This is a genomic window from Pseudoalteromonas sp. MMG013 (assembly GCF_018100885.1).
In the GTDB taxonomy this organism is placed as follows: domain Bacteria; phylum Pseudomonadota; class Gammaproteobacteria; order Enterobacterales; family Alteromonadaceae; genus Pseudoalteromonas; species Pseudoalteromonas aurantia.
In genome coordinates, this window is the sequence record NZ_JAGJEE010000095.1 from 1 (window position 1) to 759 (window position 759).

The 759-nt window shown below is 46.8% G+C and carries 1 protein-coding gene; it reads right to left on the reverse strand.

Going from position 1 to position 759, the window contains the following annotated elements:
- A partial coding sequence (locus J8L98_RS24490) for an AMP-binding protein (RefSeq protein WP_210998664.1) occupies positions 1 to 759 on the reverse strand: 759 nt, incomplete at both ends.

A 759-nucleotide genomic window follows, 5' to 3' on the forward strand; every position in this document is an offset into this window, starting at 1 on the left:
TCACTTAACACATATGAACGCATATACGATAAAGGCTTGCCAATATGAACCTCTGTGCCACTGACATGTGCCATCGTACTGTTCACTGTACATTCGGTTGGTCCGTATACATTGCGGATCTCTATCCCTTCAGAAGTATAACCTGCCAAACGTTGCCATAATGCTTGGCTTATCGCCTCCCCTCCCACCAATAAATGTGGCGGTGTAAAATCGTGCCATGTATCGAGCCAGAATTGCAGCACACTCGGCGTGCAATCGAGTAATTCTATATGGTGTGATTGAATATAGTCTTGCAGTCGCTCTGGTTGCGTTTTGATATCTTCAGGCACCACAATTAATGTTCTACCTGAGAATAAACATACGATCCCCTGTAAGGACGCATCAAAAACATAGCTGGCTCCCCAGCCAAATCGTGTCACACCGGTAAACCAATCAGACATTTCATGCATGAGCGCTTGCGCACTACGATGCTCGATCATCACTCCTTTGGGCTTACCTGTTGAACCCGACGTATAAATCACATACGCCAAATTACTGGACGATAACCCCAATGCCCCCTTATCTAAATTATCGGTACTGTAATGACCATATTGCGCTGCTTCTAAAGACACCAACGACCCCGTAAATTCGCGCAAGGCCGCAGCTCCTGCGCCCTGATGTAATACCAAGCTTAACTGCGCATCTGCCAACATATAACTTAAACGCTCTTGCGGATAATGTGGGTCCAGTGGGACATACGCCCCACCCGCCTTCAAAATA